We start from the raw sequence: 19,314 nt of genomic DNA on the forward strand, positions 1-19,314 counted from the left end.
GCTTGGTCATACTGCAGGCATAAAAAAACCGACCATAAGGTCGGTTTTTTCCGGATTTTGGTGCCCCGAGGGAGACTCGAACTCCCACTCCTTTCGAAAACGGATTTTGAATCCGCCGCGTCTACCAATTCCGCCATCAGGGCGTGTGGCGCGCAGTATAGAGAGGTGCTTGAGGTCGGTCAATCGGCTTTCATGGTCAATTTTCACACATTGGGCTAAACTTCCCGGCCCTGCCGAACCCGAACATCATCATGCGCGTCGCCGATTTTTCCTTCGAACTCCCCGATTCCCTGATCGCTCGCCACCCTTTGGCCGAGCGCCATGGCAGCCGTCTGCTGGTCCTCGATGGGCCGAGCGGGGCGCTGGCGCACAAGCGGTTTACCGACCTGCTCGACTACCTGCGCCCCGGCGACCTGATGGTGTTCAACAACACCCGGGTGATCCCGGCGCGGTTGTTGGGCCAGAAAGCCTCTGGTGGCAAGCTGGAAGTGCTGGTCGAGCGCGTGCTCGACAGCCACCGCGTGCTGGCCCATGTGCGTGCCAGCAAGGCGCCCAAGGAAGGCGCGGTGATCCTCATCGACGGCGGTGGCGAGGCCGAAATGGTCGCGCGCCACGAAACGCTGTTCGAACTGCGCTTCACCGAAGAGGTGCTGCCACTGCTCGAACGCGTGGGGCACATGCCGTTGCCGCCTTACATCGACCGCCCGGACGAGGGCGCCGACCGTGAGCGTTACCAGACCGTCTACGCCGAACGCGCTGGCGCCGTGGCCGCGCCAACGGCGGGGCTGCACTTCGACGAAGCGCTGCTGGAACAGATCGCTGCCAAGGGCGTGGAACGCGCCTTCGTTACCCTGCACGTCGGTGCGGGTACCTTCCAGCCGGTGCGGGTCGACAAGATCGAAGACCACCACATGCATAAAGAGTGGCTCGAAGTGAGCCAGGATGTGGTCGATGCCATCGAAGCCTGCCGCGCTCGCGGTGGCCGGGTGATCGCGGTCGGCACCACCAGCGTGCGTTCGCTGGAGAGCGCGGCGCGCGACGGCGTGCTTAAGGCCTTCAGCGGCGACACTGATATCTTCATCTACCCGGGCCGGCCGTTCCACGTGGTCGATGCCCTGGTCACCAACTTCCACCTGCCGGAGTCCACGCTGCTGATGCTGGTCTCGGCGTTCGCCGGTTACCCCGAAACCATGGCTGCCTACGCGGCAGCGGTCGAACACGGTTACCGCTTCTTCAGTTACGGTGATGCCATGTTCATCACCCGCAATCCGGCGCCACGCGGCCCAGAGGATCAAGCATGAGTCGCACCTGTCGTATGTCCTTCGAACTGCTGGCCACCGACGGCAAAGCCCGTCGTGGCCGCCTGACCTTCCCCCGTGGCACGGTCGAAACCCCGGCGTTCATGCCGGTGGGCACCTATGGCACGGTCAAGGGCATGCTGCCGCGTGACATCGAGGCCACCGGCGCCGAGATCATCCTCGGCAACACCTTCCACCTGTGGCTACGCCCAGGTACCGAAGTGGTCAAGAAGCACAACGGCCTGCACGATTTCATGCAATGGAAAGGCCCTATCCTCACCGATTCCGGTGGTTTCCAAGTGTTCAGCCTGGGCGCCATGCGCAAAATCAAAGAGGAGGGCGTGACCTTCGCCTCGCCGGTCGACGGCTCCAAGGTGTTCATGGGCCCGGAAGAGTCCATGCAGGTGCAGCGCGACCTGGGTTCGGACATTGTGATGATCTTCGACGAGTGCACCCCGTACCCGGCCGAGCACGATGTGGCGCGCACCTCCATGGAGCTGTCGCTGCGCTGGGCCCAGCGCTCCAAGAACGCCCACGCTGACAACACGGCGGCGCTGTTCGGTATCGTGCAGGGTGGGATGTACGAAGACCTGCGCAAGCGCTCGCTGGAAGCACTGGTCAACATCGACTTCGACGGCCTGGCCATCGGCGGCCTGTCGGTGGGCGAGCCCAAGCATGAAATGATCAAGGTGCTGGATTACCTGCCAGCGCTGATGCCTGCTGACAAACCTCGTTACCTTATGGGGGTAGGCAAACCGGAAGATCTCGTTGAGGGTGTGCGCCGCGGCGTTGACATGTTCGACTGCGTGATGCCGACGCGTAACGCGCGCAACGGCCATCTGTTCGTCGATACAGGCGTGATCAAGATCCGCAATGCGTTCCATCGCCACGATGATTCGCCGCTGGATCCGACCTGTGACTGCTACACCTGCAGCAACTTCTCCCGCGCCTATCTGCATCACCTGGACAAGTGCGGCGAAATGCTGAGCAGCATGCTGAATACCATCCACAACTTGCGCCATTACCAGCGCTTGATGGCCGGTTTACGCGAGGCTATTCAACAGGGTAAATTGGCCGCCTTTGTCGACGCCTTCTATGCCAAGCGCGGGCTGCCTGTGCCGCCTTTGGACTGACTGTTCGCACCAAACTAATTAAAACTTAAGCAACTGGAGTGCCCAATGAGCTTCTTGATCCCCGCCGCCTACGCGGACGCTGCAGCACCCGCCGCTGGCCCTGCCGGCACCGGCTTCGAGTGGATTTTCCTGGTCGGTTTCCTGGTCATCTTCTACTTGATGATCTGGCGCCCGCAGGCTAAACGCGCCAAAGAGCAGAAAAACCTGCTGGGCAACTTGCAGAAAGGTGACGAAGTTGTCACCAACGGCGGCATCGCCGGCAAGATCGTCAAGGTTTCCGACGATTTCGTGGTCCTGGAAGTGTCCGACACCGTCGAGCTGAAGTTCCAGAAGGGCGCGATTGCCGCGACCCTGCCAAAAGGTACGCTCAAGGCTATCTGAGTTACCGGTTTATTTTTCCAGTCGGGGCGCGCAACGCGCCCCGCGTCTTGAACGGGCGGCGTGATGCTGAACAAATACCCTCTGTGGAAATACGCACTGATCGTGCTGGTACTGGCGATCGGTTTTATTTATTCCGCTCCCAACCTTTACCCGGATGACCCGGCGGTGCAGATCAGCGGTGCCAGCTCGGCGCTGCAGGTGAACCAGGCCGACCTCGATCGCGTCAGCAAGGCGCTGACCGAAGCCGGTATCACCGTCAAGGGCGCGAGCCTGGGTGAGAAGGGCAGCGGGCTGGTGCGTCTGACCAACCAGGAAGACCAACTGCCAGCCAAGGATGTAGTGCGCAAGGCACTGGGCGATGATTACGTCGTGGCCCTGAACCTGGCCCAGACTACTCCGCAATGGTTGCGTAATGTGGGCGCAAGCCCGATGAAGCTGGGCCTGGACCTGTCCGGTGGTGTGCACTTCCTGCTGGAAGTGGACATGGACAAGGCCATGAGCGCCCGCATGAAAGTCTACGAAGGCGAGGTCAAGACCTTGCTGCGCAAAGAGCGCGTCCGCTACCGCAGCCTGCCTCAGCAGGATGGCGGCATCATGCTGGGCTTCGCTGACGATGCTACCCGCGAACAGGCACGTGCCCTGATCCGCAAGAATTTCAGTGATTTCGACCTGACCACCACCGAGCGCAACGACCTCGCCGTGCTGCGTCTGGCGCTGACTCAGGCGAAAGTCGCCGAGATCCGCGAATACTCGATCAAGCAGAACCTCACCACCGTGCGCAACCGTGTCAACGAGCTGGGCGTGGCCGAGCCGCTGGTGCAGCGCCAGGGCGCCAACCGCATCGTGGTAGAACTGCCAGGCGTGCAGGACACTGCCGAAGCCAAGCGTATTCTCGGCAAGACCGCCAACCTCGAGTTCCGCTTCGGCGCCGAGCCAGGTGCGTCCAAAGCCACCACCGAGGTCTTCGAGTTCCGTGAGGGCGGCCGTTCCGCACCGGTCGAGCGCGGCCTGATCATCACCGGTGACCAGGTCACCGACGCCCAGGCCAGCTTCGACGAGCACGGTCGCCCGCAGGTGAACATTCGTCTCGACGGCCACGGTGGCGAGCTGATGAGCCGCGCAACGCGCAGCAATGTCGGGCGCAGCATGGCGGTGATCTTCATCGAGCAGAAGCCGGTCACCCGCTATGTCAAGCAGACCGTCGACGGCGTCGAGAAGGAAGTTGCCGTACAAAGCTTCCAGGAAGAGAAGAAGATCATCAGCCTGGCGACCATCCAGTCGCCGCTGGGCAGCCAGTTCCGCATCACCGGCCTCAACGGCCAGGGCGAATCGTCCGAGCTGGCGCTGCTGCTGCGTGCCGGTGGTCTGGCTGCGCCGATGTACTTCGCTGAAGAACGTACCATCGGCCCAAGCCTGGGTGCCGACAACATCACCAAGGGTATCGATGCATCGCTGTGGGGCATGCTGTTCGTCTCGCTGTTCATCATCGCCATCTACCGCGGTTTTGGCGTGATCGCCACCATAGCGCTGACCGGCAACATGATCCTGCTGCTGGCCCTGATGTCGCTGCTGGGCGCGACCCTGACCCTGCCGGGTATCGCCGGTATCGTGCTGACCATGGGTATGGCGGTCGACGCCAACGTGCTGATCTTCTCGCGGATTCGCGAAGAGCTGAAAAACGGCATGTCGGTGCAGCGCGCCATCCACGAAGGTTTCAGCCGTGCCTACACCGCGATCATCGACGCCAACCTGACCAGCCTGCTGGTCGGCGGTATCCTGTTCGCCATGGGTACCGGCCCGGTCAAGGGCTTCGCGGTTACCATGTCCCTCGGGATTTTCACCTCGATGTTCACCGCCGTCATGGTGACCCGCGCAATGGTCAACCTGACCTGCGGCGGGCGTGACATCAAGAAGCTGTGGGTTTGAGGGAATAACCATGAAAACCATCAACTTCATGGGCGTGCGCAACGTTGCGTTCGCCATCACCGTCCTGTTGACCGTACTGGCGTTGTTCAGCTGGTGGCAAAAGGGCCTGAACTTCGGCCTGGATTTCACCGGCGGTACGCTCATCGAGCTGACCTACGAGCGCCCGGCGGATCTCAAGGCGGTGCGCGCCGAGCTGGTTGAGTCGGGCTTCCACGAGGCCATCGTGCAGAGCTTCGGTGCGACCACCGACCTGCTGGTGCGCATGCCGGGTGATGATCCGCAACTGGGCAGCAAGGTTGCTGCGGCCCTGCAGCAGGCAGGCGGTGACAACCCGGCCACACTCAAGCGCGTCGAGTTCGTCGGCCCGCAGGTGGGTGAGGAGCTGCGCGACCAGGGTGGCCTGGGCATGCTCTTGGCGCTAGGTGGCGTATTGCTTTACCTGGCCTTCCGCTTCCAGTGGAAATTCGCCGTGGGTGCAATCGTTTCGCTGGTGCACGACGTGGTCGTGACCATGGGGATCCTGTCGTTCTTCCAGATCACCTTCGACCTGACGGTGCTGGCGGCGGTATTGGCGATCATCGGTTACTCGCTCAACGACACCATCGTCGTGTTCGACCGGGTGCGTGAGAACTTCCGTGTAATGCGCAAGGCATCGCTTATCGAGAACATCAACGTCTCGACCACCCAGACCCTGCTGCGCACCATCGCCACCTCGGTATCGACCCTGCTGGCCATCGCCGCGCTGCTGTTCTTCGGTGGCGACAACCTGTTCGGCTTCTCGCTGGCGCTGTTCATCGGCGTCATGGCTGGTACCTACTCGTCGATCTACATCGCCAACGTGGTGCTGATCTGGCTGAACCTCAACAGCGAAGACCTGATTCCACCGGTCAAGGCTGAGGGTGTGGACGACCGTCCGTAAGGGTTATGCCCTGCGCCGTTTGGCGCACGAAGGCCGCGAGTGTTGAACTCGCGGCTTTTTTTTTGCTCCAAGGCTGGGAGAAGCGCGGGTTGATACCCGCCGGTACGATCAGGAGGTTCACGTGAATAAATCAATGCTGGTGGGTGCGGTGCTGGGTGCTGTCGGTGTTACTGCCGGAGGTGCTGTGGCGACCTACAGCTTGGTGAACAAAGGCCCTGAGGTCGCCCAGGTGACTGACGTGCAGCCGATCAAGCAGCAGGTGAAAACCCCGCGTGAAGTGTGCAAGGACGTAGCTGTAACGCGTCAGGCGCCGGTCAAGGACCAGCACCAGATCGCCGGTACCGTGGTCGGTGCCCTGGCGGGTGGCTTGCTGGGTAACCAGATTGGTGGCGGCACTGGCAAGAAGATTGCCACTGTGGCCGGTGCAGTCGGCGGTGGTTATGCCGGCAACAAGGTGCAGGAAGGCATGCAGCAGCGTGATACCTACACCACCACGCAAACCCGTTGCAACACGGTCAATGACATCAGTGAAAAGGTCGTTGGGTACAACGTGACCTATTCCATTGGTGATCAGGTGGGCAAGGTGAAGATGGATCGCGAGCCCGGCTCGACCATTCCGCTGGACAAGAATGGCAAGTTGATCCTCAGCGAAGCTGACCAGTGATTTGTGTAGTTTGAACTGGCCTCTTCGCGGGGCAAGCCCGCTCCCACAAGGTCTGCAGCAATGCGAAACCTGTGGGAGCGGGCTTGCCCCGCGAAGAGGCCGTTCCAGGCGCCACAAATGGCAGGCATAAAAAAAGCATCCTCGACGGATGCTTTTTTTATGCACTAGGCGCTTAGCGCTTCATGCTTTCTGGCAGGTGCGGCTGGATAGCAGTCAGCACGGCCTTGAAGCACTTGATGTTGCCGGCAACGATGTGGCCCTTGTCGAGGAAGTCGTGGCCACCGTTGAAGTCGCTCACCAGGCCACCTGCTTCCTGGATCAGCAGCACGCCGGCTGCCATGTCCCACTCGGACAGGCCCGACTCCCAGAAGGCGTCGAAACGGCCGGCGGCCACGTAGGCCAAGTCCAGGCTGGCGGAGCCGGCGCGGCGGATACCGGCAGTCTGGCCAGTCAGAGCGCGGAACATGCCCAGGTAGTTGTCCAGGTCGGCCATCTGGCTGTCACGGAACGGGAAGCCGGTGCCCAGCAGGGCGCCGTCCAGGCTGGTGCGCGAGCTGACGCGCAGGCGACGGCCATTGAGCTGGGCGCCACGGCCACGGCTGGCGGTGAATTCTTCCTGGCGTACTGGGTCGAGAACGACGGCGTGTTCAAGGCGGCCACGGTATTTGCAGGCAATGCTGACGGCGAAGTGCGGGATGCCGCGCAGGAAGTTGGTGGTACCGTCCAGTGGGTCGATGATCCACAGGTAGTCCTTGCCTTCTTCGCCGGTGCCCGCGTGCATGCCCGTCTCTTCACCCTGAATGGAGTGGTTCGGGTAGGCCTTGCGCAGTGCGTCGACGATCTTCTGCTCGGCGGCGCGATCAACCTCGGAAACGTAGTCCTTAGCCTCTTTCTCGTCCACCTTGATGCTATCCAGGCGTTCGATGGAGCGGAAAATCAGTTCACTGGCGCTGCGAGCGGCGCGCAGGGCGATATTCAGCATAGGCTGCATGGGCGGGTCACCTGGAGATGTTAAAGAAGAAAGCCGATCATTCTAGCAGAAATTTTTGGCGGAAGAAGTGTCACATTTGCTTTCATAGCGTTACGCTGGTCGGTTCTGTAAGATCGAAACCTCTAAACCCCGCATCTGTGAGCACAACACCTTGCTGCAAAATATTCGTGTTGTTCTGGTCAATACCAGCCACCCCGGCAACATCGGCGGCGCTGCGCGTGCCATGAAAAACATGGGCTTGTCGCGCCTGGTGCTGGTGCAGCCCAAGGAATTTCCGGCCGCCGAGGCCGGTGCGCGCGCCTCGGGCGCCGATGATGTGCTGGCCAGTGCCCAAGTGGTCGACAGCCTCGAGCAAGCGCTGGTCGGATGCAGCCTGGTGATGGGCACCAGCGCCCGCGAGCGCAGCATCCCCTGGCCGTTGATCGACCCCCGTGAATGTGGGGCCAAGGCCGTGGCGCATGCCGTCGGCGGTGAAGAAATCGCCCTGGTGTTCGGGCGCGAGCACGCCGGCCTGACCAACGAAGAACTGCAGCGATGTCACTTCCACGTGCACATTCCCTCGAACCCCGGCTTCAGTTCGCTGAACCTGGCTGCCGCCGTCCAGGTGCTCTCTTACGAGGTGCGCATGGCCTGGCTGGCTGCGGAAGGTTCGGCGCCGCAAGCCGAGAAGGTCGACGCCAGCGAGCTGGCGACCATGGACGAAATGGAGCTGTTCTACGAACACCTGGAGAAAACCCTGGTGGACATCGGCTTCCTTGACCCCGAGAAACCCAAGCACCTCATGGCGCGCCTGCGCCGGCTGTATGGGCGAAGCTCGGTGGAGCGTCCGGAAATGAGCATTTTGCGCGGCATCCTCACCGAGACCCAGAAGGTCGCACGGGGCGAGCCGCATAAAAGGAAGGGCTGACAGATGTTCGAACGTCTGCGTGAAGATATCCAGAGTGTTTTTCATCGTGACCCAGCGGCGCGAAACGCCTTCGAGGTATTGACCTGCTACCCGGGCATGCACGCCATCTGGCTGCACCGCCTGGGCAATGCGCTGTGGAAGCGCGACTTCAAGTGGCTGGCCCGGCTGGTGTCGAACTTCGGCCGCTGGATGACCGGGATCGAGATCCACCCCGGCGCAACCATTGGCCGCCGCTTTTTCATCGACCACGGCATGGGCATCGTGATCGGCGAAACCGCCGAGATTGGTGATGACGTCACCCTGTACCAGGGCGTGACCCTGGGTGGTACCAGCTGGAACAAGGGCAAGCGTCACCCGACCCTGGAAAACGGCGTGGTGGTAGGGGCGGGCGCCAAGGTGCTCGGCCCGTTCACCGTCGGTGCCGGGGCCAAGATTGGCTCCAATGCGGTGGTCACCAAGGCAGTGCCGGCGGGTGCGACTGCGGTCGGCATCCCGGGGCGGATTATCGTCAAGAGCGAAGACAGCGAGCTTGAGGCCAGGCGCAAGGCCATGGCCGAGAAGATCGGTTTCGATGCCTACGGCGTCAGTGGCGACATGCCTGACCCGGTGGCGCGCGCCATCGGCCAGATGCTCGACCATCTGCAGGCAGTGGACGAGCGCCTGGAAGGCATGTGCGGCGCGCTGACCAAGATGGGCAGCGACTACTGCGCCAAGGAACTGCCGGCCCTGCCGGACGATGATTTCAGCGAGGCCGCGCAAGCGCCACAGCGCGACGTTCAGTCGCATTGATCGCGCCGCCGTAAAGGCATCCTGACATAAGGGGCGTGTGCTCACGCCCCTTAGCTGCTACAATCGCGCCCGCCTTCCAGCTGCCAAACCCGACTAAAGCAGTAGGTCTAATAGTTGACTTAAATGCTCGGGAATCGCATACTCGCTCACATCCTGTAACTCCCGTGGTACCCAATAGCCATGCGACTGACTACCAAAGGCCGATACGCCGTGACTGCCATGCTTGACCTGGCGTTGCACGCGCAGCATGGGCCGGTGTCTTTGGCCGACATTTCCGAGCGCCAGGGCATTTCCCTCTCTTATCTGGAGCAGCTGTTCGCCAAGCTGCGCCGCAGCAGTCTGGTTTCCAGCGTGCGCGGTCCGGGTGGTGGCTATCAGCTGTCGCGCGGCATGGAAACCATCCAGGTAGCCCAGGTCATCGACGCGGTCAACGAATCGGTTGATGCCACCCGTTGCCAGGGGCTTGGGGACTGCCATGCCGGTGATACCTGCCTGACCCACCACCTGTGGTGCGACCTCAGCCAGCAGATCCACGAATTTCTCAGCGGCATCAGCCTGGCCGACCTCGTCATGCGCCGTGAAGTGCAGGAAGTCGCCCAGCGCCAGGACCTGCTTCGTGTCGCAGGCCGTTCTGCCCAGCTGGACAAGATTGAGACGTCCGCCGTCGACTGACCTTTAACAGTGACGACGAGCGACGCCACCGCCTGATAGGAGATACTCAATGAAGTTGCCGATCTACCTCGATTACTCCGCGACCACGCCGGTCGATCCCCGTGTCGCCCAGAAAATGGCCGACTGCCTGCTGGTCGACGGTAACTTCGGTAACCCGGCCTCGCGCTCCCACGTGTTCGGCTGGAAAGCCGAAGAAGCGGTCGAGAACGGCCGTCGCCAAGTTGCCGAGCTGATCAACGCCGATCCACGCGAGATCGTCTGGACCAGCGGTGCCACCGAGTCCGACAACCTCGCACTGAAAGGCGTGGCGCACTTCTATCAGACCAAGGGCAAGCACATCATCACCTCCAAGATCGAGCACAAGGCGGTCCTGGATACCGCTCGCCAGCTCGAGCGCGAAGGTTTCGAAGTGACCTACCTCGAGCCAGGCGCAGACGGCATCGTCACCCCGGCCCAGGTCGAGGCAGCATTGCGCGACGACACCATTCTGGTCTCGCTGATGCACGTCAATAACGAAGTCGGCTCGATCAACGACATCGCCGCCATCGGTGAACTGACCCGTTCGCGCGGCGTACTGTTCCATGTCGACGCCGCCCAGTCGGCCGGCAAGGTCGAAATCGATCTGCAAAAGCTCAAGGTCGACCTGATGTCGTTCTCGGCGCACAAAGTCTACGGCCCGAAAGGTATTGGCGCGCTGTACGTCAGCCGCAAGCCGCGTGTGCGTCTGGAAGCCATCATCCACGGCGGTGGTCATGAGCGCGGCATGCGTTCGGGCACCCTGCCGACCCACCAGATCGTCGGCATGGGCGAAGCCTTCGCCATTGCCAAGCAGGAAATGGCTGCCGAAAACGTGCGCATCAAGGCCCTGAGCGACCGCTTCTTCAAGCAGGTCTCGGACCTCGAAGAGCTGTACGTCAACGGCAGCAGCACCGCTCGCGTGCCGCACAACCTGAACCTGAGCTTCAACTACGTCGAAGGCGAGTCGCTGCTGATGTCGCTGAAAGACATCGCCGTATCGTCCGGTTCGGCCTGCACCTCCGCTTCGCTCGAGCCGTCGTATGTACTGCGCGCTTTGGGCCGTAACGACGAGCTGGCGCACAGCTCGATCCGCTTCTCCTTCGGCCGCTTCACCAGCGAAGAAGAAGTCGACTACGCCGCGCAGAAAGTCTGCGAGGCCGTTAACAAACTGCGTGAGCTGTCGCCGCTGTGGGACATGTACAAAGACGGCGTTGACATCTCCAAGATCGAGTGGGCCGCCCACTAAGCAGTCGCCGGCAAGAGCGGCTCCCTGATGAGGAAGGAATTGCACCATGGCATACAGTGAAAAGGTCATCGACCACTACGAAAACCCACGCAACGTCGGCAAGATGAATGCCGAGGACCCGGATGTCGGTACCGGCATGGTCGGAGCCCCAGCGTGCGGTGACGTGATGCGTCTGCAGATCAAGGTCAACGAGCAAGGCGTCATCGAAGACGCCAAGTTCAAGACTTACGGCTGCGGTTCGGCCATCGCTTCCAGCTCCCTCGCCACCGAGTGGATGAAGGGCAAAACGCTGGACGAAGCCGAAACCATCAAGAACACCCAGCTGGCGGAAGAACTGGCGTTGCCGCCAGTGAAGATCCACTGCTCGGTACTCGCCGAAGATGCCATCAAGGCAGCTGTTCGCGATTACAAGCAGAAAAAAGGCTTGATCTAAGTCGCCTGCAAGGTAAGACGTAAGGAGTTCCGATGGCTATCAGCATGACAGAAGCCGCCGCCAACCACGTGCGGCGTTCCCTGGAAGGGCGCGGCAAGGGTGAAGGCATTCGCCTGGCCGTGCGCACCACCGGCTGCTCGGGCCTGGCCTACGTGCTGGAGTTCGTCGACGAAGTGGCGGGCGAAGACCAGGTGTTCGAGAACCACGGCGTGAAGGTCATCATCGACCCCAAGAGCCTGGTGTACCTCGATGGCACCGAGCTCGACTTCGTCAAGGAAGGGTTGAACGAAGGCTTCAAGTTCAACAACCCCAACGTGCGCGGTGAGTGTGGCTGCGGCGAAAGCTTCAACGTTTGAGGCTGGCCGTGGGTACTCCTTGTCATTACGCCCTGTTTGATCTCCAGCCGTGCTTCCGGCTGGACCTCGACAAGCTGGCCACTCGCTACCGCGAGCTGGCCCGCGAGGTCCATCCTGACCGCTTTGCTGACGCTTCCGAGCGTGAGCAGCGGGTAGCGCTGGAGAAGTCCGCGGCCCTCAACGATGCCTATCAGACGCTGCGCAGCGCGCCGCGCCGTGCCCGCTATCTGCTGGCCATCGGTGGCCACGAAGTGCCTCAGGAAGTTACGGTCCACGACCCTGATTTTCTCCTGCAGCAGATGCAGTGGCGCGAAGAGCTCGAAGAGCTGCAGGACGAAGCCGACCTCGATGGTGTTGCCGTGTTCAAGAAGCGCCTCAAAGGTGCCCAGGACACGCTGAACGAGGATTTCGCCGCCTGCTGGGATGTGCCTGCCGAGCGCGACAAGGCCGAACGCCTGATGCGCCGCATGCAGTTCCTCGACAAGCTCGCCCAAGAAGTGCGCCAACTGGAAGAGCGCCTCGACGATTAACCCGGCGTTTCCCGTGATGACGCCTAAGGTATTCAGATAAGCATGGCCCTACTGCAGATCGCCGAACCCGGTCAAAGCCCTCAGCCGCACCAGCGCCGCCTGGCGGTGGGTATCGACCTGGGTACCACCAATTCTCTGGTCGCTGCCGTGCGCAGCGGTCGCAGCGAGCCCCTGCCGGACGTGCAGGGCAACGTCATTCTGCCCTCGGCGGTGCGCTACCTGGCTGGCCACAACGAGGTCGGTCTGGCCGCGCGCGAGGCGGCCGCCAGCGACCCGCTGAACACCATCCTGTCGGTCAAGCGCCTGATGGGGCGCGGCCTGGCTGACGTCAAGCAACTCGGCGAGCAGCTGCCGTACCGCTTCATTGGCGGCGAATCGCATATGCCGTTCATCGATACTGTCCAGGGGCCGAAGAGCCCGGTGGAAGTGTCCGCCGACATTCTCAAGGTGCTGCGCGAGCGCGCCGAAGAAACCCTGGGTGGTGATCTGGTGGGGGCGGTGATCACCGTGCCAGCCTATTTCGATGATGCCCAGCGCCAGGCGACCAAGGATGCTGCCAAGCTGGCCGGCCTGAACGTGCTGCGCCTGCTCAACGAGCCGACTGCCGCTGCCGTTGCCTACGGGCTTGACCAGAATGCCGAAGGCCTGGTGGCCATCTATGACCTGGGTGGCGGTACTTTCGATATTTCGATTCTGCGCCTGACTGCCGGTGTGTTCGAGGTGCTGGCCACCGGTGGCGATACCGCCCTGGGTGGCGATGACTTCGACCACGCCATTGCCGGTTGGATCATCGAACAGGCTGGGCTGTCTTCTGACCTCGACCCGGGTACCCAGCGCCAGCTGCTGCAGGCCGCCTGCGCCGCCAAGGAAGCCCTGACCGACGCCGACGTGGTCAGCGTCAGCCACGGTGCCTGGCAGGGCGAACTCAGCCGAGCCGCCTTCGATGCCATGATCGAGCCGCTGATCGCCCGCAGCCTCAAGGCTTGCCGCCGCGCCGTGCGCGACAGCGGTGTCGAGCTGGAGGAGGTCGGTGCGGTGGTGATGGTGGGTGGTTCGACCCGTGTACCGCGTGTGCGTGAGGCGGTCGGCGCGCTGTTCGGCCGCACCCCGCTGACCTCGATCGACCCTGATCAGGTGGTCGCCATCGGCGCCGCCATCCAGGCCGATACTCTGGCTGGCAACCGCCGCGAAGGTGGCGAATTGCTGCTGCTCGACGTCATCCCGCTGTCCCTGGGGCTTGAGACCATGGGTGGGCTGATGGAGAAGGTGATCCCGCGCAATACCACCATTCCGGTCGCGCGTGCCCAGGAATTCACCACCTACAAAGATGGCCAGTCGGCCATGATGATCCATGTGCTGCAGGGCGAGCGTGAACTGATCAGCGACTGCCGCTCGCTGGCGCGCTTCGAGCTGCGCGGCATTCCGGCGATGGTTGCCGGTGCGGCGAAAATCCGCGTGACCTTCCAGGTCGATGCCGACGGCCTGCTCAGTGTCGCGGCCCGCGAACTGGGTTCGGGCGTAGAGGCCAGCATCCAGGTCAAGCCGTCCTACGGCCTGACCGATGGCGAGATCGCGCGCATGCTCAAGGACTCCTTCGAGCACGCCGGCACCGACAAGCAGGCCCGCCAGTTGCGTGAGCATCAGGTCGACGGTGAGCGCCTGCTCGAAGCCGTACAGGGCGCCCTGGACGCCGACGGCGAGCGCCTGCTCAGCAGTGAAGAGCGCGAAGCCATCGAATTCCAGATGCAAGAACTACGTGATTTGCTGACCGGCACCGATGGCCCCGCCATCGAGCAACAGACCAAGCGTCTGTCGCAGGTGACCGATGCATTTGCCGCCCGTCGCCTTGATTCGACGGTCAAAGCCGCACTGGCCGGGCGCAACCTGAATGAGATCGAGGAGTAATCGATGCCGCTGGTGACATTCCTGCCGCATGAGAAGTTCTGCCCTGAGGGGCTGACCGTGGAGGTCGAGGCCGGGACCAACATCCTGGAGCTGGCGCACGACCATCACATCGAGATGGAAAGCGCCTGCGGTGGCGTCAAGGCCTGCACCACTTGCCACTGTATTGTTCGCAAAGGTTTCGATTCGCTGGAAGAAGCGGACGAGCTGGAAGAAGACATGCTGGACAAGGCCTGGGGCCTGGAGGCCCAGTCGCGCCTCGGCTGCCAGGTGGTCGTGGGTGATGAAGACCTGACCATCGAGATTCCCAAGTATTCGCTCAACCACGCTGCCGAAGCGCCGCACTGAGGTCAGCCCCATGAGCCTGAAATGGATTGATGTACTTGAGATCGCCATCCAGCTTGCGGAAAGCAAGCCGGAAGTCGATCCTCGTTATGTGAATTTCGTCGATCTGCACCGCTGGGTGCTGGCATTGCCAGAGTTCAGCGACGATCCGTCACGCGGCGGTGAGAAAGTGCTCGAGGCCATCCAGGCGGCCTGGATTGATGAAGCCGACTAAGCGCGACGCTGCAGGTTAGGCAATCCCCTGGAACCCGCGTATAATTCGCGGGTTTAATTTTTCGCAACACTCATATTCTGGAGTTTTCCATGGCTGTTCAACGTACTTTCTCGATCATCAAGCCTGACGCCGTAGCCAAAAACGTCATCGGCAAGATCACCACTCGCTTCGAAGACGCCGGCCTGAAAATCGTTGCTTCGAAAATCAAGCAACTGTCCAAAGCCGAAGCCGAAGGCTTCTACGCTGAGCACAGCGAGCGCGGCTTCTTCGGCGACCTGGTTGCCTTCATGACTTCCGGTCCGGTTGTCGTTCAGGTTCTGGAAGGCGAAAACGCCATCGCTCTGAACCGTGAGCTGATGGGCGCTACCAACCCTAAAGAAGCTGCTGCCGGCACCATCCGTGCTGACTTCGCCGAGTCGATCGACGCCAACGCCGTTCACGGTTCGGACTCCGAAGCTGCTGCTGCTCGCGAAATCGCTTACTTCTTCGCTGCTACCGAGGTAACCACTCGCTAAGCGAAAGCTTACGGGTGAGGGTGAATCCATGACGACATCTACTGGCAAAATCAACCTGTTGGGCCTGACCCAGCCGGAAATGGAACAATTCTTCGACTCGATCGGGGAGAAACGCTTCCGTGCCGGCCAGGTGATGAAATGGATTCACCATTTTGGCGTCGATGATTTCGCGGCCATGACGAACGTCGGCAAGGCCTTGCGCGAAAAGCTCGAGGCTGTTGCCGAAATTCGCCCACCGGAAGTGGTCAGTGAAGACATTTCCGCCGACGGCACCCGCAAATGGGTGATCCGCGTTGCCTCCGGCAGCTGCGTCGAGACCGTCTACATTCCCACCGACGATCGCGGCACCCTGTGCGTATCGTCGCAAGCCGGCTGCGCCCTGGATTGCAGTTTCTGCTCCACCGGCAAGCAAGGCTTCAACAGCAACCTCACTGCCGCCGAAGTGATTGGCCAGGTGTGGCTTGCGAACAAATCTTTCGGGACCGTCCCGGCCAAAGTCGACCGCGCGATTACCAACGTAGTCATGATGGGCATGGGCGAGCCTCTGCTGAATTTCGACAATGTCATCGCCGCCATGAAGATCATGATGGATGATCTGGGCTATGGCATTTCCAAGCGTCGCGTCACCCTGTCCACCTCGGGCGTGGTGCCGATGATCGACGAACTGGCCAAGCACATCGATGTGTCGCTGGCCCTGTCGCTGCACGCACCAAACGACGAACTGCGCAACCAGTTGGTACCGATCAACAAGAAGTACCCGCTGAAAGTGCTGCTGGAATCGTGCATGGGCTACATGGCCACCCTGGGTGGCAAGCGCGTGCTGACGGTCGAGTACACCCTGCTCAAGGACGTCAACGACCAGCCCGAACACGCCGCGCAGATGATCGAGCTGCTGCGCGATGTGCCGTGCAAGATCAACCTGATCCCGTTCAACCCGTTCCCGCACTCCGGTTACGAGCGCCCTAGCAACAATGCTATCCGCCGCTTCCAGGACATGCTGCACCACGGCGGCTTCAACGTGACCACGCGCACCACCCGCGGCGAAGACATCGACGCCGCCTGTGGTCAGCTGGTCGGTCAGGTCAACGATCGCACCCGCCGCAGCGAGCGCTACATCGCCGTACGCCAGTTGTCTGCCGACGCCGAGCTGCAAGACAGCGCTGTGCGCCACTGAGCCAGGGCCTGCCATGAGCCTGCGCGCCGCGCTGTCGATCTTCGCACTGTCGCTGCTGGCCGGATGCGTAGCGGGCGGCGCGAACGACCCTCTGGCCAATCGCCAGGGGCGAGTCGAGGCAGGGCGGGCCTATGTGCAGCTGGGGCTTGGCTATTTGCAACAAGGTTTGACCGAGCAGGCCAAGGCCCCGCTGAGCAAGGCACTGGCGCTGGACGCCCGTGATGCCGATGCCCACGCCGCCCTGGCCGTGGTGTTTCAGGCCGAAGGCGAGCCGGCACTGGCCGAGACTCACTTCAAAAAAGCGCTGTCGGCACGCCCCAACGACACGCGAATTCGCAACAACTACGGCAGTTTCCTATATGCTCAGCAGCGTTTTGCCGAAGCCGAGCAGATGTTTCGTCTGGCCAGCGCCGATACCCTGTATCCTGAACGTTCGCGGGTTTACGAGAACCTTGGCCTGACGGCCCTGCAGCTCGACAACCGTGACCAGGCACACACGTATCTGACCAAAGCCCTGCAACTCAATCAGCGGCAACCCAGGGCGTTGCTGGAAATGGCTGAGTTGTCCTACGAAAACAGGCATTATGTGCCGGCCCGGGACTACTACGATCGTTTCAGCCAGTTGAGCGATCACAGTGCCCGCAGCCTCCTGCTGGGCAGCCGTCTTGCCCGGGTGTTCGACGAGCAGGGCACACTGGCCGACCTGGGCCAGCAATTACAACGACTTTATCCCGGTACGCCGGAATATCAGCAATACCTGTCGGAGCAACGATGAAAGCCGCGCATCCCGAAGTAGCAGCAGCGACTGGCCAGAACCCCGGTGAGCTGTTGCGCCAGGCCCGCGAAAAACGGGAGTGGTCGCAAGCCGAGGTCGCCCGCAAGCTGAACCTCACCGTAAGTTCGCTGAACCACGTGGAATCCGGCGCCTTCGACAAGCTGCCAGGGCATACCTTCGCCCGTGGTTATATCCGTGCCTACGCCAAACTCATGGACCTCGACCAGGCGCCACTGGTCGAGGCGTTCGACCAGTACACCGGCACCCATGCCAAGGGCAGTGAAGTGCATTCGCTGGGCCGCATTGAAGAGCCGGTGCGCCTGTCGCACAACATCCTGCGCGGTGTGAGCCTGTTGCTGCTGGTCGCCGTGGTCGGCGGCAGCTTCATCTGGTGGCAGGACCAGGGCAGCCTGCGCGGCAAGGACCTGGCCAAGATCGCCCTGGAACATGTTGAAGTCGAAAGCGCCGACGGTACCACCCAGATTCACCCGCTGGACGAGCCTGAAGACCAGGCCGTTAGCGTAGGCCAGCAGGGCGATAGCGCGCCGCTGCCGCTGGAGCAGGCCCCTGCCGAGCCCGTTGCCGGCGCCGGCAGCGAGGCCGCCCCGGCTGCCACAACGCCTGCGCCTGTACAGCAAGCACCTGCACAAACCGCAGCACCGGCTGCAGCACCCGTTGCACCTGCCGCCCCTGTAGCCCAGGCCGCCCCTGTGGCACCTGTCGCCAGCGTGCCGGCGGTCGCCGCCGCCGAGCCTGCCGCCGTACCGGCAGGCAGTGCCAAGGTCGCGATCCAGTTCGTCGCCGATTGCTGGACCCAGGTCTCCGACGGCAACGGCAAGGTGCTGTTCAGCGCCATCAAGCGCAAGGGTGACAACCTGGAACTGACTGGTAAGCCGCCGTTCGCGGTGCGCCTGGGCTTTGCCCGCGGCGCCCAGGTCAGCTACAACGGCCAGCCCGTCGATGTTGCCCCGTTCACCAGTGGCGAGACTGCTCGCCTGAAGTTGGGACAGTAAGTCATGCACGGCGAATCTCCGATCAAACGTCGCGAATCCCGCAAAATCTGGGTCGGCAATGTACCGGTGGGTGGTGATGCGCCCATCGCTGTACAGAGCATGACCAACACCGACACCAACGATGTCGCCGCCACCGTAGGGCAGATCCAGCGCCTGGTCGATGCCGGCGTCGACATCGTTCGCGTCTCGGTACCGGACATGGACGCTGCCGAGGCCTTCGGCAAGATCAAGCAACTGGTCAGCGTGCCGCTGGTCGCCGACATCCACTTCGACTACAAGATCGCACTGCGCGTGGCCGAACTGGGCGTTGATTGCCTGCGGATCAACCCGGGCAACATCGGCCGTGAAGACCGTGTGCGCGCCGTGGTCGATGCCGCACGCGACCGGGGCATTCCGATCCGTATCGGTGTCAACGCAGGCTCGCTGGAGAAGGACCTGCAGAAGAAATACGGCGAGCCTACCCCGGCTGCGCTGGTGGAGTCGGCCCTGCGCCACGTCGAGCACCTCGACCGTCTGGACTTCCAGGACTTCAAGGTCAGCGTCAAGGCCTCCGACGTGTTCATGGCCGTCGAAGCCTACCGCTTGCTGGCCAAGCAGATCATCCAGCCGCTGCACCTAGGCATCACCGAAGCCGGTGGCCTGCGCTCGGGGACGGTGAAATCCGCCGTTGGCCTCGGTATGCTGCTGGCCGAAGGCATCGGCGATACCATTCGTATCTCGCTGGCTGCCGACCCGGTTGAAGAGGTGAAGGTCGGCTACGACATCCTCAAGTCGCTGCACCTGCGCTCGCGTGGCATCAACTTCATCGCCTGCCCGAGCTGCTCGCGGCAGAACTTCGATGTGGTCAAGACCATGAACGAGCTGGAAGGGCGCCTGGAAGACCTGCTGGTACCGCTGGACGTGGCGGTGATCGGTTGCGTGGTCAACGGCCCTGGCGAAGCCAAGGAAGCCCACGTCGGCCTTACCGGCGGTACGCCGAACCTGATCTACATCGACGGCAAGCCGGCGCAGAAGCTGACCAATGACAACCTGGTCGATGAGCTGGAAAAGCTTATCCGCCAGAAAGCGGCCGAAAAGGTCGAAGCCGACGCGGCGCTGATCGCCCGCGGCTGA

At 62.1% G+C, this 19,314-nt stretch carries 22 protein-coding genes and 1 tRNA gene; 21 read left to right on the forward strand and 2 right to left on the reverse strand.

Features of this window, described 5'->3' with window-relative positions:
- Window positions 1–58: 58 nt before the first annotated feature.
- A tRNA-Leu gene (locus ACFY68_RS06560) sits at window positions 59–143 on the reverse strand.
- A gap of 108 nt (window positions 144–251) precedes the next feature.
- Between ACFY68_RS06560 and queA the strand changes: the two genes are divergently transcribed.
- The 6 genes from queA to ACFY68_RS06590 all read left to right on the forward strand — a co-directional run bounded on the left by queA (window position 252) and on the right by ACFY68_RS06590 (window position 6,321).
- Window positions 252–1,301, forward strand: coding sequence for a tRNA preQ1(34) S-adenosylmethionine ribosyltransferase-isomerase QueA (gene queA / locus ACFY68_RS06565; RefSeq protein WP_387524743.1), 1,050 nt, complete (start codon window positions 252–254; stop codon window positions 1,299–1,301).
- Between the two features lie 14 nt (window positions 1,302–1,315).
- Complete coding sequence (tgt, locus tag ACFY68_RS06570; protein ID WP_346612071.1) at window positions 1,316–2,431, forward strand: tRNA guanosine(34) transglycosylase Tgt; 1,116 nt, start codon at window positions 1,316–1,318, stop codon at window positions 2,429–2,431.
- 45 nt (window positions 2,432–2,476) lie between these two features.
- Complete coding sequence (yajC, locus tag ACFY68_RS06575) at window positions 2,477–2,812, forward strand: preprotein translocase subunit YajC (protein WP_056795769.1); 336 nt, start codon at window positions 2,477–2,479, stop codon at window positions 2,810–2,812.
- A 63-nt stretch (window positions 2,813–2,875) separates the two neighbouring features.
- Window positions 2,876–4,738: a protein translocase subunit SecD gene (secD, locus tag ACFY68_RS06580; RefSeq protein WP_346612032.1), complete on the forward strand. Its 1,863-nt coding sequence runs from the start codon at window positions 2,876–2,878 to the stop codon at window positions 4,736–4,738.
- Window positions 4,739–4,748: 10 nt separating this feature from the next.
- Complete coding sequence (secF, locus tag ACFY68_RS06585) at window positions 4,749–5,657, forward strand: protein translocase subunit SecF (protein ID WP_387524748.1); 909 nt, start codon at window positions 4,749–4,751, stop codon at window positions 5,655–5,657.
- 121 nt (window positions 5,658–5,778) lie between these two features.
- Complete coding sequence (locus tag ACFY68_RS06590; RefSeq protein ID WP_387524750.1) at window positions 5,779–6,321, forward strand: glycine zipper 2TM domain-containing protein; 543 nt, start codon at window positions 5,779–5,781, stop codon at window positions 6,319–6,321.
- A gap of 172 nt (window positions 6,322–6,493) precedes the next feature.
- Here the strand turns inward: ACFY68_RS06590 and suhB are convergent, their stop codons facing one another.
- A complete protein-coding gene (suhB, locus tag ACFY68_RS06595; protein ID WP_346612029.1) occupies window positions 6,494–7,312 on the reverse strand; it encodes an inositol-phosphate phosphatase in 819 nt (272 codons plus the stop codon).
- Window positions 7,313–7,463: 151 nt separating this feature from the next.
- Here suhB and trmJ point away from each other — a divergent pair, with 151 nt between their 5' ends.
- The 15 genes from trmJ to ispG all read left to right on the forward strand — a co-directional run bounded on the left by trmJ (window position 7,464) and on the right by ispG (window position 19,314).
- Window positions 7,464–8,219 carry a tRNA (cytosine(32)/uridine(32)-2'-O)-methyltransferase TrmJ gene (gene trmJ, locus ACFY68_RS06600; protein WP_387524752.1) on the forward strand — a complete coding sequence of 252 codons (756 nt, stop codon included), beginning with the start codon at window positions 7,464–7,466 and terminating at the stop codon, window positions 8,217–8,219.
- A 3-nt stretch (window positions 8,220–8,222) separates the two neighbouring features.
- The gene (cysE, locus tag ACFY68_RS06605; protein WP_387524754.1) at window positions 8,223–9,008 is read left to right on the forward strand and encodes a serine O-acetyltransferase; all 786 of its coding nucleotides are present in this window, start codon (window positions 8,223–8,225) and stop codon (window positions 9,006–9,008) included.
- A 180-nt stretch (window positions 9,009–9,188) separates the two neighbouring features.
- Entirely contained in the window at window positions 9,189–9,680 is a 492-nt protein-coding gene (gene iscR / locus ACFY68_RS06610; RefSeq protein ID WP_387524757.1) for a Fe-S cluster assembly transcriptional regulator IscR, read from the forward strand.
- Window positions 9,681–9,729: 49 nt separating this feature from the next.
- Window positions 9,730–10,944, forward strand: a complete 1,215-nt coding sequence (locus ACFY68_RS06615) for an IscS subfamily cysteine desulfurase (protein ID WP_346612026.1) — start codon at window positions 9,730–9,732, stop codon at window positions 10,942–10,944.
- A 46-nt stretch (window positions 10,945–10,990) separates the two neighbouring features.
- Complete coding sequence (gene iscU / locus ACFY68_RS06620) at window positions 10,991–11,377, forward strand: Fe-S cluster assembly scaffold IscU (RefSeq protein ID WP_003248539.1); 387 nt, start codon at window positions 10,991–10,993, stop codon at window positions 11,375–11,377.
- A gap of 32 nt (window positions 11,378–11,409) precedes the next feature.
- Entirely contained in the window at window positions 11,410–11,733 is a 324-nt protein-coding gene (gene iscA / locus ACFY68_RS06625) for an iron-sulfur cluster assembly protein IscA (RefSeq protein WP_027595543.1), read from the forward strand.
- 8 nt (window positions 11,734–11,741) lie between these two features.
- On the forward strand, window positions 11,742–12,263 hold the full coding sequence (gene hscB, locus ACFY68_RS06630) for a co-chaperone HscB (protein ID WP_016501398.1): 522 nt from the start codon (window positions 11,742–11,744) through the stop codon (window positions 12,261–12,263).
- Between the two features lie 42 nt (window positions 12,264–12,305).
- Entirely contained in the window at window positions 12,306–14,168 is a 1,863-nt protein-coding gene (hscA, locus tag ACFY68_RS06635) for a Fe-S protein assembly chaperone HscA (RefSeq protein ID WP_387524771.1), read from the forward strand.
- Between the two features lie 3 nt (window positions 14,169–14,171).
- Window positions 14,172–14,513, forward strand: coding sequence for an ISC system 2Fe-2S type ferredoxin (gene fdx / locus ACFY68_RS06640; protein ID WP_387524774.1), 342 nt, complete (start codon window positions 14,172–14,174; stop codon window positions 14,511–14,513).
- A 10-nt stretch (window positions 14,514–14,523) separates the two neighbouring features.
- Complete coding sequence (gene iscX / locus ACFY68_RS06645) at window positions 14,524–14,724, forward strand: Fe-S cluster assembly protein IscX (protein WP_016713204.1); 201 nt, start codon at window positions 14,524–14,526, stop codon at window positions 14,722–14,724.
- Window positions 14,725–14,813: 89 nt separating this feature from the next.
- On the forward strand, window positions 14,814–15,239 hold the full coding sequence (gene ndk / locus ACFY68_RS06650) for a nucleoside-diphosphate kinase (RefSeq protein WP_033701183.1): 426 nt from the start codon (window positions 14,814–14,816) through the stop codon (window positions 15,237–15,239).
- Window positions 15,240–15,267: 28 nt separating this feature from the next.
- Complete coding sequence (rlmN, locus tag ACFY68_RS06655) at window positions 15,268–16,413, forward strand: 23S rRNA (adenine(2503)-C(2))-methyltransferase RlmN (RefSeq protein WP_346612022.1); 1,146 nt, start codon at window positions 15,268–15,270, stop codon at window positions 16,411–16,413.
- Window positions 16,414–16,426: 13 nt separating this feature from the next.
- Window positions 16,427–17,188 (forward strand): type IV pilus biogenesis/stability protein PilW, encoded by a 762-nt coding sequence (gene pilW / locus ACFY68_RS06660; protein WP_387524779.1) that lies wholly within the window; start codon window positions 16,427–16,429, stop codon window positions 17,186–17,188.
- A complete protein-coding gene (locus ACFY68_RS06665; RefSeq protein WP_387524782.1) occupies window positions 17,185–18,201 on the forward strand; it encodes a RodZ domain-containing protein in 1,017 nt (338 codons plus the stop codon). Before pilW ends, ACFY68_RS06665 begins: the two co-directional genes overlap by 4 nt.
- A 3-nt stretch (window positions 18,202–18,204) precedes the next feature.
- Complete coding sequence (gene ispG / locus ACFY68_RS06670; RefSeq protein WP_012316136.1) at window positions 18,205–19,314, forward strand: flavodoxin-dependent (E)-4-hydroxy-3-methylbut-2-enyl-diphosphate synthase; 1,110 nt, start codon at window positions 18,205–18,207, stop codon at window positions 19,312–19,314.

The organism is Pseudomonas sp. NPDC012596 (assembly GCF_042902325.1).
In the GTDB taxonomy this organism is placed as follows: domain Bacteria; phylum Pseudomonadota; class Gammaproteobacteria; order Pseudomonadales; family Pseudomonadaceae; genus Aquipseudomonas.